The following is a 23,279-nucleotide window of genomic DNA, read 5'->3' on the forward strand; positions in this document are numbered from 1 at the left end:
TACGCGCTTTTTGCCGAGCGCAGCCGATGCGGATTCAAGCCTTACCCACTCAATTAGTCAATCAAATCGCCGCCGGCGAGGTGGTCGAACGCCCGGCGTCGGTGGTGAAAGAGCTGGTGGAAAACTGTTTCGATGCCGGCGCGACCCAGATTCAGATTGATGTGGAGCAGGGCGGGGCGCGGCAAATCAAGATACGCGATAACGGCTGCGGTATAGTCAAAGACGATTTGGCGCTGGCTTTGTCAAGGCACGCCACCAGCAAGATTGCCTCCTTGGACGACTTGGAGCATGTGGTCAGCATGGGTTTTCGCGGCGAGGCCTTGCCCAGTATTAGTTCGGTAGCTCGTTTGACGCTGATTTCCCGTACTGCCGATGCCGAATGCGCCTGGCAAGTCAGCGCCGATGGCAGCGAACGAAACTTCGATCCGCAACCCGATCCGCATCCGCCTGGCACTACTGTTGATGTTCGCGACCTGTTTTACAACACCCCGGCTCGCCGCAAATTTTTAAAAGCCGAGAAAACCGAGTTTACCCACATCGAGAGCCTGATCCAAAAACTGGCCTTGGCGCGTTTCGATGTGGGCTTCATCCTCAATCACAATCAGCGCGAAGTACTGAATCTCAAGCCCGCCGCGACGCAGCAGGCCCAGGAGAAACGTATCGCTGCGATTTGCGGCTCGGCGTTTGTGGACAATAGCGTGAAGATCGATTTTGCCGCGTCCGGTTTGCATTTACACGGTTGGGTCGGCTTGCCGACTTTTTCCCGCAGCCAGCAGGACATGCAGTTTTTCTACGTCAATGGCCGCTTGATCAAAGACCGGCTGGTCGCGCACGCGGTGAAGCAAGCCTATCAGGATGTGCTGTACCACGGCCGGCATTCGGTGTTTGTGTTGTATCTGGAACTCAATCCGGCCTTGGTCGATGTCAACGCCCATCCCACCAAGCTGGAAGTGCGCTTTCGGGAAGGCCGGATGGTGCACGATTTTCTGTATCAGGCTTTGCATTGCAGCTTGGCCGATCAGCGGCCCGGCGCGCAGCCTCTGCCGCAACAGATCGAAACTGTCGCGGAACTTGCGGAATTGCAAACTCCTGCAGTGACGCTACCGACACCATTAAATCAACAAACCTCCTTACCGCTGACTTTGCCGGAACAAAGTTTGGACAGTATTGCGCCGCGCGCGACGCCTGCGCCACAGGCTTTCGGCGCTTATCGCTATCCGCCGGAGCGGGCGAATTTGTCGGACGTGTCCGAGCAAATCAAAGCCTATGGCAAACTTTATCCGCTAAACGCTAGCGAAATTCCGGCGCAACCCGCGACCGAATCGGCGCTGCCGCCCTTGGGTTTTGCGCTGGCGCATATCCACAATATTTACATCCTGGCCGAAACGGCTTCGGGCATTATTTTGGTCGATGCCCATGCCGCCCATGAACGGGTGACTTACGAACGACTGAAACAGCATTATCACAATCGTGCCATCGTCTCCCAGCCCTTGCTGTTGCCGATCAAATTGCAAGTCACCGCCGCCGAGGCCGATCTGGCGGAGCAAGAGCACGAATTTTTTATGAATTTGGGTTTTGAAATTAACCGTTCCGGCCCGGAAACCGTGGTACTCAGAGCCACGCCGGCCTTGCTGGCCAAAACCGATGTCGATCGATTGGTGCGCGACATCCTGGCCGACTTGGCCACTCATGGCGTCAGCCATAAAGTCCAGGAAAGTATCAACGCGATTTTGGCGACCATGGCCTGCCACGGCTCGGTGCGGGCGCGGCGTAAACTCAGTATTGAGGAAATGAACGCCTTACTGCGGGACATGGAACAAACCGAGCGCATCGGTCAATGCAATCACGGCAGACCGACCTGGGTGGCGCTGAGCCATCAGGACTTGGACCGGTTTTTCATGCGCGGCCAATAAATGAGCGAATTGCAAAAACCGTCGGCCATCCTGTTGATGGGTCCGACTGCGTCCGGCAAGACTGCGCTCGGCGTGGCGCTGGCGCAAGCCTTGAATGCCGAGATCATCAGCGTCGATTCGGCCTTGGTGTATAGAGGCATGGACATCGGCACCGCCAAGCCAACCCTGGCCGAGCGCGGCGGCGTGCCGCATCATTTAATCGATATTCTCGATCCCGACGAAGCGTTTTCCACCGGTCAGTTCCGCAATCGGGCGTTGGAATTGATGGCGGAAATTACGGCGCGCGGCAAGCTGCCGTTGTTGGTGGGCGGCACCATGCTGTATTTCAGCGCCTTGACGCAGGGCCTGGCGCAATTGCCGGAAGCCGATCCGGACATACGGCAACGACTGGACGATGAGTTACAGCAAATGGGCAAAGAGGTTTTGCACGCCCGCTTGGCGCAAGTCGATCCTCTCGCCGCAGCGCGGATACATGTCAACGATCCGCAGCGCATTCAGCGGGCCCTGGAAGTGTATGAAATCAGCGGTCGGCCGCTGTCGAGTTTTTTTGCAGCCGATCAGCAAACCGAACAGCCTTACCGATTCATTAAACTGATTATCGCGCCGGAGCAGCGCAAAACCCTGCACGACAAGATTGCTCAGCGTTTCGATCAGATGCTGGCGCAGGGTTTTCTCGACGAGGTCCAGGGGTTGTTGCAACGCGGCGATCTCGACGAAAGCCTGCCGTCGATACGCTGCGTCGGCTATCGGCAAGCCTGGTCCTATCTGAACGGTGAATATGATTTGGAGACGATGCGCGAAAAAGCCATCATCGCCACCCGGCAACTGGCCAAGCGCCAATTTACCTGGTTGCGCAAGGAACAGGATGCCCGGTATTTAATCAGCGGCGCTGCCGATCTGCTTGAGCAGGCCTTGAGTTATTGCCGCGAACATGGATAAAGCCCGGCAGCGCCAAATTGCCTATGCGGCTCGAAATGCGCAGTTGGATAAGGACGCCGTCAGCGCGGAAATCTGCCGGCGCGTCGTCGAGCAACCCTGGTATCAAGGCGCGAGGACGGTAATGTGGTATCTGCATTGCCGCTCGGAAGTGCAGACACTGTCCACCGTAGCCACTGAACTGAGCACCGGCAAGCGCATTGTTGTGCCATATTGCACGGTCGATATCGAGGGTCAGAAGCAACTGGGTTTGTGGCATTTGCAGTCTATCGACGAGTTGCAGCCGGGCATGTGGAATATTCTTGAGCCGCCGCGCCAGCGCTGGCTTGAGCCTGCCAAGCAAATTCGCCCGGATGAACTGGACGCGATCATCGTGCCGGGCGTGGCGTTTGATACGCAAGGTGGGCGCTTGGGTAACGGCGCCGGCTATTATGACCGGCTGTTGCAAAAAGTGCGTGCCGATACGGTGTTGGCGGCGGTGTGCTACGAAGCGCAACTATTACCTGTGATAGCGATGGAGGCGAACGATGTGTTCATGGACTATGTGATCACCGAGCAAGCGATTTATTCAGGCAAGGGCCGTGCTTGCCGATGAATTGGACCGACCTAAAGCAACAAATTCAAACCAGCCCGGCCTTTGTGCTGGACGAAGACCAAGTACTTACTAACCTACAACCCTTGCTGGCTTTGCGGCGGGCGACGGGCTGCAAGCTGTTGTATGCGATGAAGGCTTTACCTTTGGCGTCTTTACTGGCGCTGATAAAAGATCAAGTCGACGGCATGTCGGTTAGTTCCTTGTTTGAGGCGCGGCTGGCGAAAGAGGTTTTACAGGAAACGGCCGGTAGTCTACATCTGACGACGCCGGGCATCCGTCCCGACGAATTTTCCGAACTTGGCAGACTTTGCAGTCATATCAGTTTCAATTCGCTGTCGCAGTATCAAGGGTTGCAGGCGCTGGCTGATGGCTATTCGACAGGTTTGCGCGTCAATCCCAAACTGTCATTTGCTAACGATCCGCGCTACGACCCGTGCCGGCCGCACTCCAAGTTGGGTGTCGATATTGCGCTTTTACAAGACGGTTTGGCGACAGGTATCGAGGGTTTGCATTTTCATACGGTGTTTGCTTGCCGGGACTTTATGCCCTTGCAACAAACCCTGGAAAAGCTGCGGCCGATTCTAAAACGCAGCCCGCTTAAATGGCTGAATTTGGGTGGCGGCTATTTGTATAACGGTATTGCTAATCACGCGCCTATTGTCGACTTAATCAGTGGTCTGCGTGCCGAGTTTGACGTGGAGGTTTATCTGGAACCGGGTAAAGCCGTAGTTGGTAATGCCGGTTATTTATTGACCACCGTGTTGGATAGATTCGCCAGCGACGGCAAGCAGGTGTTGATTCTGGACACCTCGGTGAATCATCATCCGGAAGTGTTCGAATATCAGATGAAACCGCGTTTGCTGGAGGAAGATACTGCCGGCGAACAGTCGGCAATTCTGGCGGGTTCTACCTGCTTGGCCGGCGATGTGTTCGGCGAATATCGGTTTGGGCGGATTCCCGAGGTTGGCGAACGACTAGTGTTTGCCGATGTCGGCGCGTATTCCCTGATCAAGGCCAACCGGTTTAACGGTTATAACCTGCCGGATGTTTATAGCGCCAATCCTGCCCGCTTGGTGCTGCAAAAGCGTTATAGTTATGCCGATTATCGCCGGCAATGGACGAATAGCGGCGACTAGCGTTTAGTAGCCGGCTTTACGTTTAAGGGTGGGCGTGCGGCGGTGCTTGATCTTGGTCCAGGCCGGCCATTAGCGCTTCCATCTTCTGAATGCTGGCATCGCAGCCTTCGATGCTGGCTTGCACTTTGGCTTTAAAACGCAGGCTCATGCTTTCGCCATCGCTTTCCCGTTCCGCATATTCGTTCAACAGCTGACAGGCGTCGTGCATGGCTTGTTCGGTCTTTTCGAAGGTCTCGTTATCCGGCAATTGCTCTGCTTCACTGAGCATCATGAGTCGACTTAATACCGTGCTCTGGTGACGGAATACCGATTCGGCATAGTCGGAAAAACTGTCGTGCTGGCTATTTGGCGGCACGCTGGCGCAACCGATTAAGCCGCTCAGCATCGTCAACAGGGTTAAAAATTTCAAACGGGGTAAAACCATCGGCATCTTGCTAAGCCTTTTGCGCAGTAAAAATACAATATTCAGTCAGTTTTTCAGTGAATAACTGGTGTTGTGCCAGACCGACCAAATAGTTGGCGGTTTGAGCTTTGGAACGCAGCCCTAGCCATTGGCTGATAGTTTGGACCGGTTTCAGGCGTTTGGCTACTTGGTACATATGCTCAACCGAGGCTTGGGTTTGGGCGGTGATGTCGTGGCAAACGATGGCTTGAAAACCTTGCTGCGCCAACAAGCCGGTAAATTCGTTTCGAGCGCAAAGATTCGGCACGGCCCAACCGTTTAAGCAGGTTACAACCGCTCGCCATTGCTGTTCGGTAAATTGCCGTTGCAACACAAAGCCATCGCAAACCACAATGCGGCCGCCGGGCTTTAACACCCGCCAGGCTTCGCGTAAAAAGTCAGCTTTGTTTAAGGCGTGGCAAGAGCTTTCCAAGGCCCAAACCACATCGAACGACGCATCCGGAAAGGGCGTGGCGCAAAAATCGGCCACTTCAAAATCAACCAATTCCGCTACGCCGTGGCGTTTGGCATGCTGACGGGCGTAGTCGGCTTGTTTGGCGCTGATGGTGATGCCGGTTACCCGGTTGCCATGCTGTTTGGCCATCCAGATCGTGCTGCCGCCAATACCACAGCCGGCGTCCAGCACTTTATCGCCGGCCTGAATCCGGGCGGTGTCGTAAAGAATCTGGTTTTTGTTCAGTAGGGCTTGATGTTGATCATAGGGCTTGGCCTCGTCCCAATAACCGTAATGTAAAGCCAGATTGTCGCGGTTACACCAGGCGACGAGATAGTCGTTATAGCAATCGTCGTAGTGTTTGGCGGCGTCGGCTTGCAGTTCGGTGCTGGATAATTCGGCGTTATCGCGCAGGCTTTGGTCGCGGTAATCTTGATTGGGTTCTAGGGTGTACATCGTAGCGGAAATTGAGGAACGGGACGGCGGTGCAAAAGACAATGTAAACGGCCGGATTAGTTTGCTTGGCGGCCATTATAATTCAGATCGGCTACTTGCTTCATGTTAGTGCAGTGATTATTAAATTGCGGGTGATTGATGTTCAGCAGTGCAAATATTTGTTTGATTGCTAAGGCTTTTATTTGATCCGGTTCCATACCAAAACGAATCTTAAACAAGCGCCGCTGCTTGCCAACCGGTAGAGTGGCCAGAATTTGAGTTAAGCGTTCGTCGATCAGTTGCCTAGCCAGAAGCATTTCCGGGCTAAATCCTGTGTCCTTGGTTTGCAGCATTTTGTCGGCTGGCGCCACTGCTGGCGCTGGTTGGTTGGCCGCAGCGGCGCGTTGTCGCATCTCCTGCAAGCGCGTGCTTTTGCCGGGATTGACCAACAGGGTATCGGCTGGGCTGTCGGGTGATTTATCCATGATGTTTATTGTGGGTTGAATGCGCGGGATCATGAATCAAATGTCGGATTACTACCGAGGCACACACGCCGCCAAAAGCGGCAGGCAAATAGGAAATGGTGCCGTAAGCCGATTTCTTATAATTGCTGCCGTCGGTATACATCAAGGAATCCTTGTTGACCACTTCCGGTGAAAATACCACCTTCAAGCCACGGCTGATACCTTGTTTACGCAAACGAGTCCGAATGAACTGGGCGAACGGGCAGTTATAGGTTTTGGAGATGTCCACCACTTTTAAATGCGTGGGGTCCATCTTGCCGCCGGCACCCATGGAGCTGACGATTTTCATATTGTTGGTTTTGGCGGCACAGATTAGATGAATCTTTGGCGTCAGGCTGTCGATTGCGTCGACGACATAATCGTAATGTGTGCTCAGCAATTCGGCGGCGGTATCCGGGGTGATGAACTCGTGCCGGATATGCAGCTTTAAATCGGGATTGATAGCCAATAGACGCTCGCCCATGATGTCGGCTTTGGATAAGCCATGGGTGGTGGCCAGCGCCGGCAATTGCCGGTTGCGGTTGCTCGGGTCGACTACGTCGCCGTCAACGATAGTCATCTCGCCAACTCCGGCCCGGCAGATAAACTCGGCGGCAAACGAGCCCACACCGCCCATCCCCACCACCAGCACATGCGCTTGCTGTAGTTTGTCGAGTTTGGGCTTGCCGATCAGCAATTCGGTACGGGAAAGCCAGCTTAAATCAGTCATGCGTGAATACTCTTTCAAAATTGGCAACGATCTGCCGTTGCAGGGTGGGGAGATCCAAACCGAGGATTTTAGCCGCTTGGCTATAGATCGCGCCAATCGAAACCTCTTCGGCGGCGTCGGTTTCCAGGAATAGCCGGTGCAGCGCTATGTTGGGTAGCGTAACAGTTACCGGGTGCTTGGGTTTTAGCAAGGCTTTACCAAGCGACAGGTAGCAACCGTGTTCCAGCAATTGTGCCGCCAGCGCCGGTTTACCGGTGAAGCCGTGAATAATCCAGACTTGGCTGGGCTTTAGCGCTTTGCGCAATGCAAGCAGCTCGTTAAAGGCCCTGACACAATGGATGATCAGCGGTTTGCGGATTTGTTCGGCAAGCTCGATTTGTCGGCGGAACACCGCAGTTTGCGTTTCCAGCGGTGTTTTTATGCACTTGTCCAGCCCGCATTCGCCAATGGCTAGCACATTAGTCAGCCGGCATACGTTTTCGAGCAACTCAAAAGCGGCGTAAATATCCTGCTTGGCAATAAACCAGGGATGAATGCCGACACTGATAGGGTTAGGCGATGCCTCTGCGCCGCTCTGTTTGGCCAAGGCTAAATCCGAGGTGTCGAAACTTAAAATTTGCAAGGCTTCGTCGTTCCGGCGCTGGTGGCAGTGGATATCGATAGGGTAGGAATGCGTCAAAAGATGATGAGACATACATCATTCTAATCTGATAATTTGGTTCGGGAGCAAGCGGCATAATTAATAGCCGGTAGTCTGGATGAAGTGTGGCGAATTTCAGGGATTGATAGTCTTCATTTCTCGGCTTTGATGTCCTTGCACAGGACTGCTCCGGCTCGGACTTATACACAGGATTGCTGACACGGGTGCTGCCGCCGGCAAATTTACAGCCTTGCATTTCGCCGGGTCACGGTATAATGGCGTTTTCTTTTGTTTCCTAGAAAGCAATGGCGCAATACATATTTTCGATGAACCGGGTTGGCAAGATCGTGCCGCCCAAAAAGCATATTCTTAAGGACATTTCCCTCTCGTTTTTTCCGGGCGCCAAAATCGGCGTACTGGGTCTGAACGGTTCCGGCAAATCCACTCTGTTGCGGATTATGGCCGGCATCGACAAGGAAATTGAAGGCGAGGCGATTCCGCTGAAAGGCACCAAGATCGGCTATCTGTCGCAAGAACCGCAACTGGATCCGAATAAAACCGTGCGCGGCAATATCGAGGAAGCGGTTGCGGAAATAAAAGATGTGCTGGCCAGATTGGATGCAGTCTACGCGGCTTACGCCGATGCTGATGCTGATTTCGATGCGCTGGCCGTCGAGCAAGCCAAGTTGGAAGATATTATCAATGCCTGTGACGGGCATAATCTGGATCGCACACTGGAAGTCGCAGCCGACGCCTTACGTCTGCCGGATTGGGATGCCGATGTCACCAAATTGTCCGGTGGTGAAAAACGCCGTGTCGCCTTGTGTCGTTTGTTGCTGTCCAAGCCAGATATGCTCTTGCTGGACGAGCCTACCAACCATTTGGATGCCGAATCGGTGGCTTGGTTGGAGCGCTTTCTCCACGATTATCCCGGTACCGTGGTGGCGGTGACCCATGACAGGTACTTCCTCGACAATGTGGCCGGCTGGATTTTGGAGCTGGACCGAGGCATGGGCATTCCATGGGAAGGCAATTATTCGTCCTGGCTGGAGCAAAAAGAGAAGCGTTTGGAGCTGGAGGAGAAGCAGGAGTCGTCTCGGCAAAAAGCCATGAAAGCCGAACTGGAGTGGGTGCGCTCCAATCAGAAAGGTCGGCATGCGAAGAGCAAGGCGCGTCTGGCGCGTTTTGAAGAGTTGTCGTCGGTTGAAACCCAAAAACGTAACGAGACCCAGGAAATTTACATTCCACCCGGTCCGCGTCTGGGCGATGTGGTGATCGAAGTCGACAATGTCAACAAAGGTTTTGGCGACAGATTGCTGATCAACAATCTTAGCTTCAAATTGCCGCCCGGCGGGATTGTCGGCATCATCGGTCCTAACGGCGCCGGTAAAACCACCTTGTTCCGGATGATGGCGGGATTTGAAAAACCGGATGCCGGCGACATCAAATTCGGCCAAACCGTGCAGATGGCCTATGTCGATCAGATGCGCGACGACATGGACAACAACAAGACGGTTTGGGAAGAAATTTCCGATGGCTTGGACATGATTACGGTCGGCAAATACGAAACGCCGTCGCGGGCGTATATTGGTCGTTTCAACTTCAAGGGCGGGGATCAGCAAAAACGCATCGGCGAATTGTCCGGCGGCGAGCGCAATCGCGTGCATTTGGCCAAGCTGCTGAAAAGCGGTGGTAACGTGTTGCTGCTCGACGAACCGACCAACGATTTGGACGTGGAAACCTTGCGGGCCCTGGAAGAAGCCTTGTTGGCTTTCCCCGGTTGCGCGGTGGTGATCTCGCATGATCGCTGGTTTCTGGATCGTATCGCCACGCACATGCTGGCATTCGAGGGTAATAGCGAAGTGCTCTGGTTTGAAGGTAACTATGCCGACTACGAAGCCGATAGGCATCGCCGCTTGGGAACCGATGCCGATAACCCACATCGTCTCAAATATAAAAAAATCGGCTAAGCTGAACTTAAGCAGCCGTTGTTATTTTGGCAACGGCTTTGCGAATAAAGCTCTAATTGAACTTGAAATAGCGCAAGCCAGTCCCAAAGTTATCAACAGTTTTTTATTGATCCGTAGCCCGCGTGTTGAAATTGGCGGGTGTAGCGGGTAATGTATTAATAGCGCACCGAACAATAATAAGGAGAAATAGGATGTCGAAAGCACAAAACTTGCAGGACAACTTTTTGAATGCCCTCAGAAAAGAGCACACTCCCGTGTCGATTTTTTTGGTTAACGGTATCAAACTGCAAGGCCGCGTCGATTCTTTCGACCAATACGTGGTGATGCTGAAAAACACCGTGAATCAGATGGTTTACAAGCACGCCATATCCACTATCGTTCCTGGCAAAAATGTCACGATGCACCGTGAACCCGACGTTAGCGATGAAAGCTAAGAGGTTATTTTTTGTTTGAACGTCCCGATGCGGGTGAACGAGCCATTCTCGTTCACCTCAATTTGCAAGTTGGTCAAGAAGACCTCGACGAGCTGAAAGAACTAACCAAATCCGCAGGTGCCCAACCCACACATGTAGTCACCGGAAGCCGTCATCGGCCTGATCCGAAATATTTCGTTGGCACGGGCAAGGTTGAAGAAATCAGGTCGGCGATCATAGAGCACGAAGCCAATATCGTTATCGTTAATCATCCGCTAACACCTAGCCAAGAGCGCAATCTGGAAAAAGCCCTGGAAGTCAGGGTGGTGGATCGTAATGGTCTGATCCTGGATATTTTTGCGCAGCGGGCGCAAACCTTCGAAGGTAAATTGCAGGTGGAACTGGCGCAGCTCAAGCATTTGTCTACCCGACTAATTCGCGGTTGGACGCACTTGGAGCGGCAAAAGGGCGGTATCGGTTTACGCGGTCCTGGCGAAACCCAGCTGGAGACCGACAGGCGCTTGTTGGCTGTGCGTATCAAGCAGATTCAACAGCGCTTGGGTAAGGTTGAGAAGCAGCGTCATCAAGGCCGAAGTAAACGGAAAAAGGCCGAAATCCCTGCTGTGTCCCTGGTTGGTTATACCAATGCCGGTAAGTCGACGCTCTTCAACACCTTAACCGGTGCCGGTATTTATGCCGCTGATCAGTTGTTTGCTACGTTGGATCCTACTTTGCGGCAATTGTCTCTCAGCAATGGCGGGGAGATCATTTTGGCGGACACCGTTGGGTTTATCCGGCATTTGCCCCACGAATTGGTAGCGGCATTCCGTTCCACTTTGCAGGAAGCCAGCGAGGCGGATTTGCTGTTGCATGTGATCGATGCGGCCGCTGAAGATCGTGAAGATACGATTTATCAGGTAAACCAGGTCTTAAACGATATTGATGCCGCTAAAATCCCGCAGTTGATGGTTTTCAATAAAATCGACTTGCTCGAGGATGTTGCGCCGCATATCGACTACGATGCCGACGGCAAACCCGTCAGTGTCTGGATTTCCGCGCAAAATGGGGTAGGCTGTGATTTGTTACAACAGGCCTTATCCGAGTTATTTGCGAGTAGCAAAGTCATTCGAAAATGCTATTTGCCAGCCAGTCAAGCCGGTTTAAAGGCGAAATTGTTTACTTTTGTAAAGATAATCAAGGAAGTAAATAACGATAACGGCGATTGCGAAATGACGATAGAAATCGACAGGAAGCATTTGGGCTTGTTGAAGGACATTGAGGTTTACGAGCAGGTTTAATCGGTCAATCGCCGGAACAATCACCTAGTTATTTGCTCGGAAATGGCTAATTTACGATAGAATGGCGGTTTTTCGGATAGACAAGCCAAGGCTTCGAATTATCGAGTAGGCTGTCCGTACGAGATATAGCTTTAGAGTTTTCAAATCCAATTATTGGAGTGTTTGGTATGTCTTGGAATGAACCCGGCGGTGGTAAAAAAGACCCCTGGAGTGGTCGTAATGATAAGAATGATCCACCCGATTTGGAGGAGGTGATTCGTTCGCTACAGGACAAACTGGGCGGTATTTTTGGCGGCGGTTCCAAAGGAGGCCTCGGTAACGGGCCTTCGATGAAAGGTGTCGGTTTTCTCGCTGCTGGAGCAGTCATTCTATGGGGCTTGAGCGGGTTTTATACCGTCGACGAGGGTACTCGTGGCGTGGTAACTCGTTTCGGCGCCTACGTAAACACCACCCAGCCGGGTCTGAACTGGCATATTCCATCTCCTGTAGAGCAGGTGTCGGTTATTAATGTCGAGCAGCAACGCTTTATCGAAGTCGGTTATCGTTCCGGCGGCGGTCAGGGTATGGGCTCCGTGCCTAAGGAAGCCATGATGCTGACTAAAGACGAAAATATCGTCGATGTACGTTTGGCTGTCCAATACCAAGTCAAAGATGCCAAAGATTACGCATTTAATGTGCTGGATCCAGCCTCAACTTTAAAACAAGTTACCGAAAGTGTGCAGCGTGGCGTAATCGGCCGCAGCGATATGGATTTTGTGCTGACCGAAGGTCGTAGCGACATCGTTCTGGCGATTAAATCCGAAATTCAAGCGGTCATGGATGCTTACAAAACCGGTATTTTGATCACCAGCGTCAACTTGCAAGATGCTCAGCCGCCCGAACAAGTGCAAGGTTCCTTCGAGGATGCCATCAAGGCGCGGGAGGACAAGCAGCGCCTGATTAACGAAGCAGAAGCTTATTCCAACGATGTAGTGCCTAAAGCCCGCGGTGCGGCTTCGCGTATCGTGCAAGAATCCGAAGGTTATAAAGAGAAAGTGATTGCCCGTGCCAATGGTGATGTCAGCCGCTTCTCGCAATTGTTGACCGAATACAAAAAAGCGCCTGCGGTAACCAAGCAGCGTATGTACATCGAAGCGATGGAATTGGTTTTAGGTCGCTCCAACAACGTATTAGTTGATGTTAAGGGCGGTAACAACATCATGTATCTGCCGCTGGAGAAGTTGGCTAACAAAACGGTCGAGGATGCCACGCCAGCGCCGGTAGCCAGTCATGAGCCGGTTTCTTTGACTTCCCCGCCGGTGAAAGACATTAAAACCGATGTGCGTGCGTCAAGCCGTGAACGCGATGTGAGAGGACGCTAAGATGGGAAATAAGATTTTAGTCGCCATTGGCGCAGTAGTGGTCTTGCTCTCGATGTCGGTATTTACCGTGGCCGAAACCGAGCGGGTCATCAAATTTCAGTTGGGTGAGATTGTAGGGGCCGATTTTCAGCCCGGCATGCATCTTAAACTGCCTTTTATCAATAATGTCAAAAAGTTCGACGCGCGGATTCTGACCATGGATTCAACGCCGGAGCGCTTTTTAACAGCGGAAAAGAAAAACGTTATCGTCGATTCTTTTGTGAAATGGCGGATTGGCGATGTTAAAACTTTTTACACCACCGTTGCCGGCGATGTGAATCAGGCTAATATTCGTCTCGATCAAATCATCAAAGATTCCGCGCGTAGCGAGTTCAGTAAACGCGAGATCAAACAATTGGTATCCACTGATCGCAGCGCAATCCGTGATGCTTTGATTACCAATGTCTCGCCGCACGCGGCTAAGCTGGGTATCACTATTGTTGATGTGCAAGTAAAACGCATCGATTTGCCTGCGGAAGTCAGTACCTCGGTATATCAACGGATGGAAGCTGAGCGGGCGCGAGTTGCTCGGGAGTTCCGTTCGCAAGGTTCTGAAGCGGCTGAGCGAATTCGCGCCGATGCCGATAAACAACGCGAGATCATTTTAGCGAATGCTTACCGTGATTCAGAAGTAATGCGAGGCGAAGGTGATGCTAAAGCTGCCGATATATTCGCGAAAGCTTACAGCGAGGACAGCGATTTCTTTGCTTTCTACCGCAGTCTGATTGCTTATAAGGAAAGTTTGGGAAAATCCGGTAACATTATGGTGTTGGAACCGAATTCCGATTTCTTCAAATATTTCAAGAATCAGAAATAACCTCCATTTGAATTATAGATAGTCAAACGCCCCGCAATGCGGGGCGTTTGCTGTGTTTGAGATAGACAAAATGCAAAGAAAAGACACCTGGCTATTACCGGAAGGTATTACCGAAGTATTGCCGGAACAGGCCGCACATCTCGAAACCTTGCGTAGAAAGCTGCTGGATACTTTTGCCTGCTGGGGTTACCAGTTGGTCATTCCGCCGTTTGTAGACTTTCTGCATTCATTGCTCATCGGCTCCGGGCATGACCTGGACCTGCAGACTTTTAAGCTGACAGATCAGTTGAGCGGAGAAATGTTGGGCGTGCGCGCGGATATGACGCCGCAGGTTGCCAGAATCGACGCGCATCACTTTCAACACGAAGGCCCAACTCGCTTGTGCTATGCAGGGACTGTGCTGCATACCCTGGGCGATCCCTTGGAAAAAAGCCGCAGCCCTATGCAAATTGGCGCTGAACTATACGGCCATGCCGGCCTGGAAAGCGATTACGAAGTCATCCAACTGATGCTGGAAATGTTGGCCATTAGCGGTTTGCAAAATGTGCATCTGGATTTGGGGCACGTCGGTATTTATCGAGCCTTGGCCGAACATGCCGGTCTTAATCCGCAACAAGAGGCCGAATTGTTCGATGTTCTGCAACGCAAGGCCAGAACCGAACTGGCGGAATTGCTTGCAGAGTTTGAGATTGACGCGCGTTATAAAGACATATTCAATGCCTTACCGAAACTGAATGGCGGTCGGGACATGCTCGATAAGGCCAAAGCATTGTTAACCGGTTTTGCCGGCGCCGATGAGATTGCCGGTGCCTTGGCCGATTTACACGGCATATCCGCTAAATTGCGTCGTGATTTTCCGGCATTGACCGTTAGTTTCGATTTGGCCGAGTTACGCGGTTATCACTACCATACTGGCATGGTATTCGCCGCTTTTGTGCCCAATCTGGGGAAAGAAATCGCCCGCGGCGGTCGCTACGATAATATCGGCGAAGTATTTGGCCGAGCTAGAGCCGCTACCGGTTTCAGTGCGGATTTAAAAGTACTGGCAGCCATGTTTAAAGCCGATGGCGAAGCGGCACAAATCGTGTCTGCACCCTTCGCGGAAGACGCCGATTTGCTGGGAGCTGTCAGAGATTTACGCGCACAAGGCGTGGTCGTAATTCAACATCTGCCGGAACAACAGGGCGGCCCTGAACAACAGGGCTGCAACGCTATTTTAGAAAAACACAATCAACAGTGGGTCGTTAGATCAATAAGCTGTCGTTAAACCACTAGTTTAGGGTTAGATAATATGGGAAAGAATGTTGTTGTTATCGGCACGCAATGGGGCGATGAAGGTAAAGGAAAGCTGGTTGATCTTTTAACCGAACAGGCCGCTGCGGTGGTGCGCTTTCAAGGCGGTCACAATGCTGGTCACACTTTGGTGATTAACGGCGAAAAAACCGTCTTGCATCTGATTCCTTCCGGGGTATTACGGGAAGGGGTGCAATGCATGATAGGCAACGGAGTAGTGCTGTGTCCGGAAGCTTTATTGAAGGAAATCGAGATTCTGGAAAAGTCCGGCGTTCCGGTTCGGCATAGGTTGCAGATCAGCGAAGCCTGCGCATTGATTTTACCCATCCATGTCGCTATCGATCAGGCCCGTGAAAAAGCCAGAGGCAGCAAAGCCATCGGCACTACCGGTCGCGGCATTGGGCCTGCTTATGAAGATAAGGTAGCCAGACGCGGCTTGCGCGCCGGCGATTTGCGCAATACCGAAGAATTCGCCGCTCGCTTAAAAGAGCTGGTCGAATATCACAATTTCATGTTGGTCAACTATTATCACGCCGAGCCGGTCAATTATGACGAGGTGTTGACCAATACCTTGCGCTTGGGTGAGATCATCGAGCCGATGCTGACCGATGTTGGCGAGGCTATCTATAGCTATCAAAATCAAGGTGAGAACGTGCTGTTCGAAGGCGCGCAAGGCGCGTTGCTGGACATTGATCACGGTACTTATCCGTATGTGACCTCGTCCAATACTACGGCTGGAGGCGCGGCTACGGGCACCGGCGTTGGGCCTTTGGCATTGGATTATGTACTGGGTATTACCAAAGCCTATTCCACCCGAGTGGGTAACGGCCCGTTCCCGACCGAATTGTTGGATAACTACGGCGAGCATTTGGGCGTGAAAGGCCATGAGTTTGGTGCGACTACGGGTCGTAAGCGCCGCTGTGGCTGGTTCGATGCGGTATCCATGCGTAAATCAGCGCAATTAAATAGCCTAAGCGGAATCTGTCTGACCAAGCTTGATGTGCTGGACGGCCTGGATAAAATCGGGATCTGTACCGCGTATAAGATTAACGGTCAAGTGACTGAAACCGCGCCTCTGGGTGCTGATCAATACGCCGCCTGTGAAGCTGTTGTCGAGGAAATGCCCGGTTGGACAGGCACGACTGCCGGCGTTACCGATTTTGCGCAATTGCCGGAAAATGCCAAAGCCTATATCGCCCGGATCGAGCAGTTGATCGGTGTAAAAGTAACGATTTTGTCTACGGGTCCGGATCGGAACGAAACTATCGTTTTGGAAAACCCCTTTCGGGCTTAAGCTTTAAAGCTCTTTAAAAGCGCTGAATAGATTCATTGAATATATTCAGCGTTCTTTCAAAGTCCTCGCTAGCATTTAGCTATCGGATTCTGGAGATGGCGCTTTGCTTGAGCATCAGGCATTCAATCTGTTGCGACAGGCCGATTTCGGTTGCTTATCCATTCGCTCCATGAGCCGGCGTAAAGCCTAGAACCGCTTAAACCTGCAATTTCCATTGCCAACAGGTTGTGGCAGGCCGTCACCCCGGAGCCGCACATATGAGCCACTTGCTCGGCACGGTAAGGTGCTATTAGCTTGCTAAATTGCTGGCGCAGTTGGTCGGCGGGTAAAAATAGTCCAGATTTATCCAGATTAGATTGCAATGGCCTGTTTAAAGCTTTGGGCACATGGCCTGCGATAGGGTCTATCGGTTCTTGTCGGCCATGGAAACGCTCCGGCGTTCTGGCGTCTATCAGCGTGATTTTTCGTGCCGCCAAGCCATCAGCAACTTGCGCAGCATCCAGCCATTGTTGATTGTCTAGATAGGCGCGGAATTGGCTGGCGGCAATTTTCGGTAGCGTGGTAGTGACCGGCAAACCCTGTTTTCGCCAGTGTCCAAAACCGCCGTCCAATACAGCAATCTGAGTATGGCCCATTGTGCGTAATAACCACCACATTCGCCCGGCAAACGCGCCGCCGGCATCGTCGTACACCACGATTTGATTGCGATTGGTAACGCCCCACGCTCCCAACTTTTCGGCTAGTAATCTAAAGTCCGGCAATGGATGGCGGCCGGTATAGGATTGTACTGGTGCAGACAAATCCTGGTTTAAATCGGCATAGCGAGCGCCAGGAATATGGCCTTGTCTATAGGATTGGTGCCCCGCTGTGACATCGGCGAGCGAGAAGCGGCAATCAAATATGCGCCAATCCGGGTTGTCGAGATTGGCGGCTAAAGTTCTTGCGGAAACCAGTGCGGTGTGGGACATGCTTATACCTCCAAAATAATTTTACCGATATGTTGGCTGCTTTCCATTCGTTCGTGGGCTTGAGCGGCCAGGGCTAGCGGAAAAACCGAATCGATTATGGGTTCGAGTTGGCCGGATTCCAGTAGCGGCCAGACTTTTTCAAGAAGTTGCCCAGCTATTTTAGCCTTGAAATTGTCGTTGCGGGGACGCAAGGTCGTACCGGCAATGGTTAACCGTTTCATTAGTAACGCAGCCAGGTTGATTTCGCTCTTGCTGCCGTTTTGGATGGCTATCTGTTGTAGTCGGCCATCGATAGTGAGGCATTTCAAGTTGCGGGGTAAGTAGTCGCCACCGATTATGTCCAAAATTACATTCACGCCCTTGCCATCGGTATGATGCATCACCGCTTCGACAAAATCCTGCTGTCGATAATTTATGGCCAGATCAGCGCCCAGTTCGCGACAAAATTGGCATTTGTCATCGCTGCCGGCCGTCACTATTACCTGGCTGCCGAAGGCTTTGCCGAGTTGAATCGCGTTAGTGCCGATGCCGCTTGTGCCGCCATGCACCAATAATATTTCGCCAGCCTGCAGTTTCGCGAGGTCGAAAATATTGCTCCAGACAGTAAAAAAAGTTTCGGGTAACGCAGCGGCCTGGATGAAGCTCAAACTTTTGGGTATAGGCAGGCAGCAACAGGCGCTGGCCAGACAATATTCCGCATAACCGCCGCCAGTTAGTAGAGCGCAAACCGCGTCGCCAATTTTAAATTCAGTTACTTCGCTGCCGAGTGAGGCGATAGTGCCAGCCACTTCCAAGCCGAGAACTCTGGATGCGTCCGGTGGCGGCGGATACAAGCCTTTGCGTTGCATCAGGTCGGGTCGGTTTATCCCGGCAGCAAGAACTTTTATCAGCACTTGATGTGGGCCTGGTGTGGGTGGCAGCTGATCAGTAACAATTAAATCGGTGAGCTCGGCGGTGCGATAAATCTCAATGGCGCGCATGATGTTAAGCTTTGCGGGGAGAGTGTCGTATTATATTCGCCGTATTTGACTAACAGTATTTTTTCAACGAGAGCATTCATGATACGTGCAGGTATTGTCGGCGGCACCGGGTACACCGGCGTCGAATTGTTAAGAATTTTGGTATTGCATCCTCAGGTCGAAGTCAGCGTAGTGACTTCCCGGGCCGATGCCGGAGTGCGAGTGGATCAGTTGTATCCAAATCTACGCGGCTACTGCGATGTGAAATTTAGCCTGCCGGAGTTGGATAATCTAAAAGATTGCGATGTGGTGTTTTTCGCAACGCCAAATGGTACCGCCATGCTGATGGCTGAGGCACTGTTGGAACTTGGTATCAAAGTCATCGATTTGTCTGCCGATTTTCGGATTAAAGACCGGCAGGAATGGGAAAAGTGGTACGGCATGCAGCACGCCAGTCCCGATCTGATCTCGGAAGCGGTCTACGGTTTGCCGGAAGTCAATCGGGAGCAGATCAAGTTGGCACGTTTGATTGCGTGTCCTGGGTGTTACCCCACCGCGGTTCAGCTAGGTTTTTTGCCATTATTGGAAGCTGGCGCGATTGATGAGCAGCAGTTGATTGCCGATGTGAAGTCCGGCGTTAGCGGCGCGGGGCGTAAGGCGGAAATATCGTCGTTAATGAGCGAAGCGGGCGAGAGTTTTAAGGCTTATGCGGTCGCCGGGCACAGGCATTTGCCGGAAATCAGGCAGGGTTTGCAAAATGTCGCCAAGCAGGTGGTTGGTTTGACTTTCGTGCCGCATTTGACGCCGATGATCCGCGGTATTCACGCTACTCTGTATGCGCGTTTAAATAGGAAGCTGGATTTGCAATTTGTGTTTGAACAGAGGTATAGCGAAGAGAGATTTGTCGATGTGTTACCGCCTGGTAGCCACGCCGATACTCGCAATGTGCGCGGCAGCAATCGTTGTCAGATAGCGTTATATCAACCGCAAGGCGGTGATACGGTGGTGATTTTGTCGGTGATCGACAACTTGGTCAAAGGTGCTTCCGGGCAGGCGGTGCAGAATATGAATTTGATGTTCAGATTACCCGAGTCGCAAGGTTTGGAGGCAGTGGCTCTTTATCCTTAAATTTATCAAAGTTTGGCGCAAAAAAAACCGCCTCCCTTCTTTTTCGAGAGGCGGTTTTTGCTGTGAGGACGTAAGCTTGATTTTAGGCTGCTAGGGCTTTATTTTTGCGATTCATTCTCCAGCCTAACATGCCGCTAGCCAATAACAACAAGCTGGTTGGCTCTGGAACGCTACCAGCACCACCGCCACCGCCACAAACGCCGCCATTGGTAGTTGTGGCGCAAGCAGTTCCGGATATGCCAGACAATTTGAAGTAGTCATTCCCGAAGTCCAGGAGGCTTGAGTTATCGCCACCAGTACCTGCTACGCTGGTGTAAGCGCTAATTAGCCAGTAGCTGGAATATACGTTGCCTGTATTGATGGTTTTGGCGGTATTCAGAGCCATGTTGTAACTGCCGATGAATGCCCAGCCTCTGCTAAGCAGGTCTGCAAAACTTTCGCCGGAAACATTTGCGTTAGTTGGCAGTGCAACGTTACTCGGAGACCCAATATACGCTAATACGGTAATATCAGCGTCGCCAGATACATAGCCTACCGTAAGGCTATTGAGAGAGACTCCGGCGTTAAACTGGAAAAGGGCAGCATCGACAGCGCCATCTGGTCCAAAGTCTTGGTCGTAATTCACGCCGCTTGTGGTTCCCGTGCCCCCGCGACCGTCATTGTCGAATCCGTGATCGGGGGCTGCAAGAACGCCTGACGCATTTAAATCGGCGGTGGAGTTTACACCCAACCCAGCAGAGCTATAGGTACCAATATTTGCTGAGCCGAATGCGGCGCCAGCAGCTTGACCTGTTGTGTAAGCAGTAGTGCTTGTGATCCCGCTTGTTGTGGAGCCTGATAAATATACAGTGGCGTGCGCCGATAGTGGCGCCAACAGCAGTGCTGAAATGGCTAGATAATGTTTGATCATTTTTATGTCCTCACTTTTTCGATTTTGCTTTTCGCTATTGTCGACGCTGGGTTGGTTAAAGTCATTGTACTTCCGGGCATCAAACTAATAACGCTCGCTCTTTTCATTCAGCAATATTGAGGCCAATTATGCTGTTGGTAATTTAATCATATAGATAAGGGATTAGGATGAGGTAAGAAAGACAGGTAAAAAAATATAATGTAAAAAAAGTCGACATTTCTAAAAAATCGTCTAAGGCTTGAGTTTTTGTAACAGCGCTTTGGCTTGTTCTATGCCGTTAAAAGACTCGCCGGATTTTAAAATGCTTTCCAGTTCTTGTCTGGCTTCGTCCTTGCGTTGCAGTTGATGCAGGGCTACTGCTATGTGGTAGCGGATCTCGGGGTCTTGTGATAGTCGTGAATGGGCATTGCGTAAATAGTTTAATCCCTGCTCGGCTTGTCCCTGATTGACGAGAATCCAGCCTAAAGTATCGTTAGTAGACGCCTGGTCCGGAGCAAGTTTTTGGGCTTGTTCGGCATAGGACAAGGCTTTTTCATTGCCGGTAGTTAAAAATATATAAGCTAAGTTGTTGAGAAATTGCGGCTCTTGAGGAAATTGCTTTAACAATGTGTCGTAGTACTTCTCCGCTTCATTAAGTTTTCCGGCTTGCAATAGCTCGTCGGCGAGTGCAGCCATAGGCACGCTGTCCTTGGGGTGCTTTTTAACCCATTGATCCAGAAGATCAAAAGCTTTGTCGGCTTGAGAGGTTTTTTTCAGGATGTCATGCAATTGCATCAGAGCGCCGGCATTGGGTTCCAGATCGAAAGCGGCTTGATAATGAGTGTTCGCTAAACTGATGTTTTTTTCGTGAACGGCAATATCACCCAATAACCGATGTGGAAACGACCGTTTGGGGTATTGTTTCAGCAGGTTTTCCGCCCGGCTCAACGCAAATACCGGTTTACCATAATTCAATTCCATTTCCACCAATGCTATTTGCGATGGAATATGGTTTTCGTCAGCTAAGACTGCTTTTTTTAAAGTTTTGATTGCTTCAAAGTTATCGCCGTTTTCTATTTGGTAGCGCGCTGCCTTGTAAAGTTGTTTGACATTAAAGCGTGCCTGTTCTGCCATTCGGATGAAAACACCCAATGCTTTTTCTCTGCTATTGGTAGCTAAATAGCTTTTTGCTAACGCATCCATCACTTCGATATTGTTTTTCTCGATCAATTCAGCGGCTTGAGCTATTGCTAATGCTTCGGAGGGTCTACCTATTTTTAGTTTTAGATTCACCAGTGACAGCAGGACTGGCAGAGATTTTTGATCGAGTTTTCTGGCGTTTTCCAGCCAGGTGTTTGCGCTGTCGTAGTTACCGGCGGCTTGCTCGACAGTTGCCAGTTCCAGCAGTATTGGCACGTTGTTAGGTGTTTTTTGATTGAGAGCCGCAAGGCGTTTTCTGGCTTGATCTAGTTTCTTCTCGGCGACATCCAGTTTGCTGAGGTTTAGATGAGCGGTGATGAAGTTGGGATCAAGTTCTACAGCATTTTCGAAGCTGCGTCGCGCCTGTTGTAATTGTTGGGCGCTAACTTGGGCAGTACCCAATAAATTAAGTAGTGTAAGATTTTTCGACGCTTTTTCATGCATGGCTTTAGCGACACGCAACGCCTTCTCGGATTCGCCGCGCGAGATGTAGAGAGCCACTAACGGGATGCCGGCTTGAGTATTGCCGGGGTTGTCTTTAAAGCCGGCCTCAAGTTCGTTAATAGCTGGCTGCTCCTGTCCCATAGAGAGGCGATTCAAGCCGATTTCCGAATGGATGTTTTCCCCTTCGGTGTTCATTGCCGAGGCCTTGTCCAAAAGGCTATTGGCCATATCATGTTTTCCGACTTGCATATAAGCGCTTCCCAGCAGAAATAACAAGCGGTGATCGTTGGGATTGCGCAGTTGCACCGGCCTCAGCAAATCTATGACCTGTTCCGGCTCGTGTTTGGATAACAATATCGCGGCGAGTAACTTGTAAGGGCCGGGTTGCTCCGGATATTGCTTGACGTATTGCCGCAAATAATCCGCCGCGATGTCCAGGCGTTGCAAGCCGTAATTGACGAGACCGGACAGCATTAATGTGGGGCCGTGCGCGCCAAGATATTCCGGTTTGATGCCGGCTAAAATGTCGGCTGCCGCTTCCAATTCCTTAACCGATGCGTCGGTTTGGCCCATGCGTTGTAATAGCACGGAGTGCAGATAAGCTGCTTTGGGTTCGAATGGGTAGGTCTTACGTAAAAACTCAAGATCTTGCTCGGCGCGTTCGTCTTGTTTCAAATCCATCAAAATACCGGCGCGCGCGATTCTGGCATCGAGATGGTCAGGTAGCAGTTCCAACGCTTTGTCATAGTCTTTCAGCGCTTCTTCCATTGCAAACTTGGCGTGTTTAATGGATGCTCTGGCGAACCAAGTGTCGGCATTTTCCGGCTGCATTTGCATAGCCTTTTCCGCTGCTTGGCTCGCGCCTTCCATATCGCCGCGCCGCAACAGCGTATTGGCTTTACCGATTATGGCGTCTATCTGATTTGCATCGATCTGAGCAGCCATCTCGTATTCGTTGAGCGCTTCACTGAGTAGATTGAGTTGCAAATACGCATGTCCGCGGAAGATATGCAGTTCCGGTCGCAACTCTCTGCCGTAGTTGCTAGGCTCGATTTCTTTTATCAGCTGGTTGTATTTAATCTGATACAGATAGAGTTGGGCCAGGGGTTTGACTGTCAGAGAGCGGTCGGCACCCAGTTGATTCGCCAAATTGATTTGTACTTCGGCTTCGGAAAGCGATTTTTGTTTTAGATAAATTTCCCCCAACAGGATATGCGCGGCGACATAGTTTTGATTTTGTTGCAACGCATTCTTTAGCTGGATGATGGCTTCGGCGTTATTTTGGCTTCGGTAAGACTGTAACGCCTCCTCGTAAAACTTTCCGGCCTGGATATCATCGGCAAAGCTTATCTGGATTGGGTTGAGCGCCAGAATCAGCAGCAGTTTATTTAACGGGAAATAGGATTTCATCGGATTTTTGCG

Annotated in this window: 21 protein-coding genes; 12 read left to right on the forward strand and 9 right to left on the reverse strand. The window is 51.4% G+C overall.

The annotated features are described in order from the left end of the window. Positions 1-26: 26 nt before the first annotated feature. Genes mutL through EBA_RS06615 form a run of 4 tightly spaced genes read left to right on the forward strand, consistent with a single transcriptional unit; the run spans position 27 to position 4,580 of the window. Complete coding sequence (gene mutL / locus EBA_RS06600) at positions 27-1,913, forward strand: DNA mismatch repair endonuclease MutL (protein WP_192373911.1); 1,887 nt, start codon at positions 27-29, stop codon at positions 1,911-1,913. Then, positions 1,914-2,852, forward strand: a complete 939-nt coding sequence (gene miaA, locus EBA_RS06605; RefSeq protein WP_192373912.1) for a tRNA (adenosine(37)-N6)-dimethylallyltransferase MiaA — start codon at positions 1,914-1,916, stop codon at positions 2,850-2,852. Next, the gene (locus EBA_RS06610; RefSeq protein WP_192373913.1) at positions 2,845-3,444 is read left to right on the forward strand and encodes a 5-formyltetrahydrofolate cyclo-ligase; all 600 of its coding nucleotides are present in this window, start codon (positions 2,845-2,847) and stop codon (positions 3,442-3,444) included. Before miaA ends, EBA_RS06610 begins: the two co-directional genes overlap by 8 nt. Then, positions 3,441-4,580, forward strand: coding sequence for a type III PLP-dependent enzyme domain-containing protein (locus tag EBA_RS06615; protein WP_192373914.1), 1,140 nt, complete (start codon positions 3,441-3,443; stop codon positions 4,578-4,580). The genes EBA_RS06610 and EBA_RS06615 overlap by 4 nt, the downstream gene beginning before the upstream one ends. Before the next feature lie 22 nt (positions 4,581-4,602). Here the strand turns inward: EBA_RS06615 and EBA_RS06620 are convergent, their stop codons facing one another. From EBA_RS06620 to EBA_RS06640, 5 genes are read right to left on the reverse strand one after another with little or no spacing between them, the layout of a single operon-like run. Continuing rightward, positions 4,603-5,004, reverse strand: a complete 402-nt coding sequence (locus EBA_RS06620; RefSeq protein ID WP_225615982.1) for a hypothetical protein — start codon at positions 5,002-5,004, stop codon at positions 4,603-4,605. A 10-nt stretch (positions 5,005-5,014) separates the two neighbouring features. After that, entirely contained in the window at positions 5,015-5,932 is a 918-nt protein-coding gene (locus tag EBA_RS06625; protein ID WP_192373916.1) for a methyltransferase domain-containing protein, read from the reverse strand. Positions 5,933-5,988: 56 nt separating this feature from the next. Then, complete coding sequence (locus EBA_RS06630) at positions 5,989-6,396, reverse strand: hypothetical protein (RefSeq protein ID WP_192373917.1); 408 nt, start codon at positions 6,394-6,396, stop codon at positions 5,989-5,991. After that, positions 6,389-7,144 (reverse strand): tRNA threonylcarbamoyladenosine dehydratase, encoded by a 756-nt coding sequence (locus tag EBA_RS06635; protein ID WP_192373918.1) that lies wholly within the window; start codon positions 7,142-7,144, stop codon positions 6,389-6,391. The genes EBA_RS06630 and EBA_RS06635 overlap by 8 nt, the downstream gene beginning before the upstream one ends. Further along, a complete protein-coding gene (locus EBA_RS06640; protein ID WP_192373919.1) occupies positions 7,137-7,838 on the reverse strand; it encodes a TatD family hydrolase in 702 nt (233 codons plus the stop codon). Before EBA_RS06640 ends, EBA_RS06635 begins: the two co-directional genes overlap by 8 nt. Positions 7,839-8,089: 251 nt before the next feature. Here EBA_RS06640 and ettA point away from each other — a divergent pair, with 251 nt between their 5' ends. The 7 genes from ettA to EBA_RS06675 all read left to right on the forward strand — a co-directional run bounded on the left by ettA (position 8,090) and on the right by EBA_RS06675 (position 16,269). Next, on the forward strand, positions 8,090-9,754 hold the full coding sequence (gene ettA / locus EBA_RS06645) for an energy-dependent translational throttle protein EttA (RefSeq protein WP_192373920.1): 1,665 nt from the start codon (positions 8,090-8,092) through the stop codon (positions 9,752-9,754). Between the two features lie 191 nt (positions 9,755-9,945). Further along, complete coding sequence (gene hfq / locus EBA_RS06650) at positions 9,946-10,188, forward strand: RNA chaperone Hfq (RefSeq protein WP_192373921.1); 243 nt, start codon at positions 9,946-9,948, stop codon at positions 10,186-10,188. An 11-nt stretch (positions 10,189-10,199) separates the two neighbouring features. Continuing rightward, entirely contained in the window at positions 10,200-11,465 is a 1,266-nt protein-coding gene (gene hflX / locus EBA_RS06655; RefSeq protein ID WP_192373922.1) for a ribosome rescue GTPase HflX, read from the forward strand. 167 nt (positions 11,466-11,632) lie between these two features. Beyond that, the gene (gene hflK, locus EBA_RS06660; RefSeq protein WP_192373923.1) at positions 11,633-12,826 is read left to right on the forward strand and encodes an FtsH protease activity modulator HflK; all 1,194 of its coding nucleotides are present in this window, start codon (positions 11,633-11,635) and stop codon (positions 12,824-12,826) included. 1 nt (position 12,827) lies between these two features. Further along, a complete protein-coding gene (gene hflC, locus EBA_RS06665) occupies positions 12,828-13,682 on the forward strand; it encodes a protease modulator HflC (protein ID WP_192373924.1) in 855 nt (284 codons plus the stop codon). A 70-nt stretch (positions 13,683-13,752) separates the two neighbouring features. After that, complete coding sequence (locus EBA_RS06670; RefSeq protein WP_192373925.1) at positions 13,753-14,949, forward strand: ATP phosphoribosyltransferase regulatory subunit; 1,197 nt, start codon at positions 13,753-13,755, stop codon at positions 14,947-14,949. Between the two features lie 24 nt (positions 14,950-14,973). Next, positions 14,974-16,269: an adenylosuccinate synthase gene (locus tag EBA_RS06675; protein ID WP_192373926.1), complete on the forward strand. Its 1,296-nt coding sequence runs from the start codon at positions 14,974-14,976 to the stop codon at positions 16,267-16,269. Between the two features lie 122 nt (positions 16,270-16,391). Here the strand turns inward: EBA_RS06675 and EBA_RS06680 are convergent, their stop codons facing one another. Together EBA_RS06680 and EBA_RS06685 are read right to left on the reverse strand one after the other, a co-directional pair. Further along, the gene (locus EBA_RS06680; protein WP_192373927.1) at positions 16,392-17,237 is read right to left on the reverse strand and encodes a sulfurtransferase; all 846 of its coding nucleotides are present in this window, start codon (positions 17,235-17,237) and stop codon (positions 16,392-16,394) included. 2 nt (positions 17,238-17,239) lie between these two features. Continuing rightward, the gene (locus EBA_RS06685) at positions 17,240-18,217 is read right to left on the reverse strand and encodes an NAD(P)H-quinone oxidoreductase (protein WP_192373928.1); all 978 of its coding nucleotides are present in this window, start codon (positions 18,215-18,217) and stop codon (positions 17,240-17,242) included. A gap of 78 nt (positions 18,218-18,295) precedes the next feature. On the opposite strand from EBA_RS06685, the gene argC reads away from it, so the two are divergent. Continuing rightward, on the forward strand, positions 18,296-19,324 hold the full coding sequence (argC, locus tag EBA_RS06690) for an N-acetyl-gamma-glutamyl-phosphate reductase (RefSeq protein WP_192373929.1): 1,029 nt from the start codon (positions 18,296-18,298) through the stop codon (positions 19,322-19,324). 82 nt (positions 19,325-19,406) lie between these two features. Here argC and xdp1 read toward each other — a convergent pair whose 3' ends face one another. Together xdp1 and prsT are read right to left on the reverse strand one after the other, a co-directional pair. Further along, complete coding sequence (gene xdp1 / locus EBA_RS06695) at positions 19,407-20,234, reverse strand: exosortase-dependent surface protein XDP1 (protein WP_192373930.1); 828 nt, start codon at positions 20,232-20,234, stop codon at positions 19,407-19,409. A gap of 231 nt (positions 20,235-20,465) precedes the next feature. After that, a complete protein-coding gene (gene prsT / locus EBA_RS06700) occupies positions 20,466-23,267 on the reverse strand; it encodes an XrtA/PEP-CTERM system TPR-repeat protein PrsT (RefSeq protein ID WP_192373931.1) in 2,802 nt (933 codons plus the stop codon). Positions 23,268-23,279: the final 12 nt, after the last annotated feature.

The organism is Methylomonas albis (genome assembly GCF_014850955.1).
Taxonomy (GTDB): Bacteria; Pseudomonadota; Gammaproteobacteria; order Methylococcales; family Methylomonadaceae; genus Methylomonas; species Methylomonas albis.

Coding starts and splice junctions, on each gene's coding strand:
- EBA_RS06635 (WP_192373918.1), bottom strand. CDS start 7,144: ATGACTGATTTAAGCTGGCTTTCCCGTACCGAATTGCTGATCGGCAAG.
- hflK (WP_192373923.1), top strand. CDS start 11,633: ATGTCTTGGAATGAACCCGGCGGTGGTAAAAAAGACCCCTGGAGTGGT.
- hflC (WP_192373924.1), top strand. CDS start 12,828: ATGGGAAATAAGATTTTAGTCGCCATTGGCGCAGTAGTGGTCTTGCTC.
- argC (WP_192373929.1), top strand. CDS start 18,296: ATGATACGTGCAGGTATTGTCGGCGGCACCGGGTACACCGGCGTCGAA.
- mutL (WP_192373911.1), top strand. CDS start 27: ATGCGGATTCAAGCCTTACCCACTCAATTAGTCAATCAAATCGCCGCC.
- EBA_RS06620 (WP_225615982.1), bottom strand. CDS start 5,004: ATGGTTTTACCCCGTTTGAAATTTTTAACCCTGTTGACGATGCTGAGC.
- prsT (WP_192373931.1), bottom strand. CDS start 23,267: ATGAAATCCTATTTCCCGTTAAATAAACTGCTGCTGATTCTGGCGCTC.
- EBA_RS06640 (WP_192373919.1), bottom strand. CDS start 7,838: ATGTCTCATCATCTTTTGACGCATTCCTACCCTATCGATATCCACTGC.
- EBA_RS06630 (WP_192373917.1), bottom strand. CDS start 6,396: ATGGATAAATCACCCGACAGCCCAGCCGATACCCTGTTGGTCAATCCC.
- miaA (WP_192373912.1), top strand. CDS start 1,914: ATGAGCGAATTGCAAAAACCGTCGGCCATCCTGTTGATGGGTCCGACT.
- EBA_RS06610 (WP_192373913.1), top strand. CDS start 2,845: ATGGATAAAGCCCGGCAGCGCCAAATTGCCTATGCGGCTCGAAATGCG.
- EBA_RS06685 (WP_192373928.1), bottom strand. CDS start 18,217: ATGCGCGCCATTGAGATTTATCGCACCGCCGAGCTCACCGATTTAATT.
- hfq (WP_192373921.1), top strand. CDS start 9,946: ATGTCGAAAGCACAAAACTTGCAGGACAACTTTTTGAATGCCCTCAGA.
- xdp1 (WP_192373930.1), bottom strand. CDS start 20,234: ATGATCAAACATTATCTAGCCATTTCAGCACTGCTGTTGGCGCCACTA.
- EBA_RS06680 (WP_192373927.1), bottom strand. CDS start 17,237: ATGTCCCACACCGCACTGGTTTCCGCAAGAACTTTAGCCGCCAATCTC.
- ettA (WP_192373920.1), top strand. CDS start 8,090: ATGGCGCAATACATATTTTCGATGAACCGGGTTGGCAAGATCGTGCCG.
- EBA_RS06670 (WP_192373925.1), top strand. CDS start 13,753: ATGCAAAGAAAAGACACCTGGCTATTACCGGAAGGTATTACCGAAGTA.
- EBA_RS06625 (WP_192373916.1), bottom strand. CDS start 5,932: ATGTACACCCTAGAACCCAATCAAGATTACCGCGACCAAAGCCTGCGC.
- EBA_RS06615 (WP_192373914.1), top strand. CDS start 3,441: ATGAATTGGACCGACCTAAAGCAACAAATTCAAACCAGCCCGGCCTTT.
- EBA_RS06675 (WP_192373926.1), top strand. CDS start 14,974: ATGGGAAAGAATGTTGTTGTTATCGGCACGCAATGGGGCGATGAAGGT.